This is a genomic window from Okeania sp. (genome assembly GCF_983059655.1).
Genome location: NZ_CEZPJD010000717.1, coordinates 1 through 4080 on the forward strand (window position 1 = coordinate 1; position 4080 = coordinate 4080).

General features: G+C 37.7%; 4 protein-coding genes. 3 read left to right on the forward strand and 1 reads right to left on the reverse strand.

Annotated features, from left to right (window positions below; genetic code table 11):
• Nucleotides 1–20 precede the first annotated feature (20 nt).
• Nucleotides 21–371 carry a DUF433 domain-containing protein gene (locus AC3DU7_RS27225; RefSeq protein WP_488042392.1) on the reverse strand — a complete coding sequence of 117 codons (351 nt, stop codon included), beginning with the start codon at nucleotides 369–371 and terminating at the stop codon, nucleotides 21–23.
• A gap of 108 nt (nucleotides 372–479) precedes the next feature.
• Here AC3DU7_RS27225 and AC3DU7_RS27230 point away from each other — a divergent pair, with 108 nt between their 5' ends.
• The 3 genes from AC3DU7_RS27230 to AC3DU7_RS27240 form a co-directional block, all read left to right on the forward strand.
• Entirely contained in the window at nucleotides 480–773 is a 294-nt protein-coding gene (locus AC3DU7_RS27230) for a nucleotidyltransferase family protein (RefSeq protein ID WP_488042393.1), read from the forward strand.
• Nucleotides 770–1120: a HepT-like ribonuclease domain-containing protein gene (locus tag AC3DU7_RS27235; protein ID WP_488042394.1), complete on the forward strand. Its 351-nt coding sequence runs from the start codon at nucleotides 770–772 to the stop codon at nucleotides 1118–1120. Before AC3DU7_RS27230 ends, AC3DU7_RS27235 begins: the two co-directional genes overlap by 4 nt.
• 215 nt (nucleotides 1121–1335) lie before the next feature.
• A partial coding sequence (locus AC3DU7_RS27240) for a hypothetical protein (protein WP_488042395.1) occupies nucleotides 1336–4080 on the forward strand: 2745 nt, incomplete at its 3' end.

Here is a 4080-nt window from a genome sequence, read left to right on the forward strand (position 1 = left end):
GTAAAGTGCCACCGACATTTTTATAGTAACCCCTTGAGACGCATTCGTACTAAAAAGGGTGAGGGAGAAGCAGCAGATTTTTCCTGTTGTACTTGCTCCCACTCCTGACGAATTTCTGCATTAATCTCATCCTCATGGTCAAAATAATATGCCATTGCTGCATGAGCTTCCGAAAGCATTAAATAAGGATGTTGGCGACACATTTCGTCAACAGACCATCCATAAGCTAAATAATCCATAACAATTTGAGCAATGCGCACTCTGGGTATTCTTTGTAGTCGTGGGGGTTGATTTTCCTCTATTTTTATATGAGGATAGTTAACTTTTGCAGTCATAGTTTTTGGGGATGGATAATTGATAATTGATAACATAATTTTTGACAAATAGCAATATTTTTGATAATTTGTATTAAACTTGGCTAATATTTCATGTTGTATACTTAAAGTTATTTCAGTTTTATAAAGCAGGAATGAAAAGCAATGTCATTAATGAGATTATTACAAGAAAAACGTGGTGAAATTCTCAAGATTGCTGAACAGCATGGGGCTTTTAATTTACGGGTGTTTGGTTCAGTAGCAAGGGAAGAAGATAAAGAAACCAGTGATATTGATTTGTTGATTGATTATGATTTGGAAAAAATTACTCCTTGGTTTCCCGGTGGATTATTGATGGATTTGCAGGATTTATTGGGTTGTCGAGTGGATATTGTGACGGAAAAGGGGTTAAGTCCTTTGATTAAGGAACGGGTATTGATGGAGGCTAAATCTTTATGAACCCAGAGCGCGATCGCGTTTATTTGACCCACATTTTGGAGTGCATTGACCGCATCCGAGATTACACAGGCAATAATAGGGAAAATTTTATGAATAATCCTTTGGTGCAAGATGCGGTATTAAGAAGATTGCAAACAATGGCGGAGTCTACACAACAACTTTCGGATGATTTAAAAGCAGATGCACCGGATGTGGACTGGCGAGCATTATCTGGATTTAGAAATGTTCTAGTTCATGATTATTTGAATGGTATTGATTTAGAGAGAGTCTGGGATGCCATTTCTAATTATTTATCAGGGTTGGAATTTGCTGTTAGGCGACTATCTGAAGGTTTAGAACAAGAGTAGTCCAGTAGGGTGTGGGCGCTTACTACAAACTACGGTTAAACAGTCAAGTATTATGCGCCGTAACGCACCGCTGAGTTTTCGTACTGCAGTTTGCGGTAGGCCAATACAACTAAAATGGTGCGTTACGACCGATTGTTAAAATCCCTTTCACAGTCTAAATTTTAGCCGTAAATATGCACCCTACAATTTTTGCTGATAACTGATAACTGAAATTTATGATTGCCCAAGAAAAAGAACAACCTAAAATTAATCATATCCTTACCTTAACTATCCTATGGTTATTCGCAGCGGTGAGCGATCGCCTCTGGTTTGCTTTTGATAAGTCTGTACCTGCTTGGGATCAAGCTGACTATCTTACGGGTTCCCTGACTTACTGGCGTGCTTTTCAAAATGTGCAACTGTTTTCTGGGGAATGGTGGCAGCATTTTTGGGAACTTTCGCCAAAGGTTCCGCCGTTGACTTATATTCTTACTGTTCCATTTCAAGTTATTTTTGGTAGAGGTGCTGACCAAGCAACATTAGTACATCTATTTTTTAGTGCTATTTTACTTACTTCAGTTTATAGTTTAGGCAGCAAATTATTTAATCAAAAAGTTGGTTTTTGGGCAGCAGTTTTATGTATATTATTTCCAGGGTTATATAGATATCGTTTACAGTATTTACTCGACTATCCTCTCACGGCAATGGTAACTTTAAGTTTCTGTTGTTTGACGTTTTGGTATTGGGATAGGCAACAGGCAACAGGCAACAGGCAACAGGGAATAGGGAATAGGGAATGGGGAACAGGGAACAGGGAAAATAAAACGGGAAAAATTGACATAGAAAAATTTAATTTTAATAGGCAACAGGCAACAGTAAACAGGGAAAATAAAACGGGAAAAATTGACATAGAAAAATTTAATTTTAATCCTGAAAAAGCCTTTATTTTCGATGAATTTATGTCAAAAATATCTGCTGTAGCAAATAATTTACTTATATCTTTAAATCTAAAAAATTGGCTTTGGGCGACTGCTTTTGGTTTGGCTTTTGGTGCTGCAATTTTAGTTAAACAAACTACGATATTTTTTCTCTTCATTCCATTACTTTCGATAGGGGTAAATATTCTCAGAAAACGGCAGTGGCAAAAGTTAATTCAACTCATTTTTTCTCTGTGTTTATCTGTGGCAGTTTTTTACCCTTGGGCGAGAACAAATTGGCTATTAATGTTAACTGCTGGTAAGCGGGCAACTGTAGATTCTGCTATTGCTGAAGGCGACCCCAATTTATTGAGTTTGGATGCTTGGCTTTATTATTGGAAACTGCTGCCTTATCATATTTCTTTGCCTCTGTTAATTATTCCTATTGGTGGATTATTTTTTTACCTAATTCGGTCATTCAAAAAACAGGATAAATTATCATCAAATTACTTTCACTCTTGCCGATGGCTAACTATATTTTTAATTGGCGGTTATCTCATTTGCTCCCTCAATATCAATAAAGATTTCCGCTACACTTTGCCATTACTGCCAATTTTATCAATTTTATTAGCCTTTGGTTTAATGCAGTTTCCCAGAAAAGTAGGAAAACAAATTCGCTGGTTTACTATTGGTTTAGCTATTATTTTAATGGTATTAAATATTTGGCCTGTGGGTGGAATTTTCTTCAGAAAAATTTCTGCCTGGTTGAGTCCTGGCAGTGTTTATTATGCTCATTTAGGTAAAGAATGGCCTCATCAAAAAGTAATTGCTGAAATTATCAAAACTGACCCCTATTTACGGTCAACTTTAGGAGTTTTACCTTCCACTCCAGAAATCAATCAACATAACTTAAATTATTACGGTGCTTTGCAAAATTTACAGGTTTACGGTAGGCAAGTAGGAACTAATTTAAAACAAGTACCTCAAGATGTGCGATCGCTCTCTTGGTTTGTCACGAAAACTAATGACCAAGGTTCGGTCAAAAGAATTAAAAAAGCTCAAGCTGCTATTGTTAATACCATCAAACAAAACCCGAATTTTCAACTACAAAAAAGTTGGCAGTTGCCAGATAATAGCAACTTAAATCTTTATCATAATCAGTTTTTGCCTGTAGAAGTTCATCCTCTGAATAAACCACAGGAAAAAGTCAAATTAGACTATGTAATTTTATCGCCAAAAATTCGACCGGGAGTGCCAATACCTATTACCTATAAATGGTCTGGATCTTGGCAAGAATTACAGTCTGGTTTAGTGTTGTTAACTTATCGCCACGAAAACATCGATCGCGCATTGCTTCAACCATTAGTTTCTGATAATAATGTGTCTCATTTCATTCACGATCGCGCTATTGGAATGGGGAGTTTATACCCTGGTCTGTCTCCAGCAAATAAGTCTGAGGTTGGGTTTGAAATTATTGAAAGAATAGGAATGTTACCCCCTGCCAATATTTCATCGGGAAATTACATATTAGAAGCGACTTACCTTAACCGGAAAACTGGGGAAACTTATCCTATTCCCATACAACCCCCCGTGCGTGTTGAAGTGGACCCCCAGGCCGAAATATTACCAGCACCAGAATTAGATTTGGTGACACAGTTACGGATGTGGGGACAAAAGTTACCTCTGGGAATAAAAGGTTTGGAAACCGTATTTGAGGAAGTGGGGCGAGTTAACCAGTACGATCCAGTCCAAGATTACACCAAACAAGCAGAAAAAACTTTGGCATATCGTTTGCAGCAAGACCCCAATAATTTAGAGTTGCTCTATGGGTTAAGTTTGGCCAGGGTTTTACAACAGGATGCGGATGGAGCGATCGCTGCTTTGACTAGGGTGACTGAATTAGATTCTCAAAACCCCTTTGCCTATGCTTATTTGGCTTTTGTTTATCTATATAACTTAAATCCCGGGCCCGCAGAAATAGCTTTGAAGTCTGCTTTGGAGCTGGACGCCACTCAGCCAGAAATTAGATCTTTAAATGGAGTTGCTGCTTTGATGCAAGGGAAT

What these genes read in the sequence shown, in the direction of transcription:
- AC3DU7_RS27225 (WP_488042392.1), bottom strand. Translation starts at nt 371, where the DNA reads ATGTTATCAATTATCAATTATCCATCCCCAAAAACTATGACTGCAAAA.
- AC3DU7_RS27235 (WP_488042394.1), top strand. Translation starts at nt 770, where the DNA reads ATGAACCCAGAGCGCGATCGCGTTTATTTGACCCACATTTTGGAGTGC.
- AC3DU7_RS27230 (WP_488042393.1), top strand. Translation starts at nt 480, where the DNA reads ATGTCATTAATGAGATTATTACAAGAAAAACGTGGTGAAATTCTCAAG.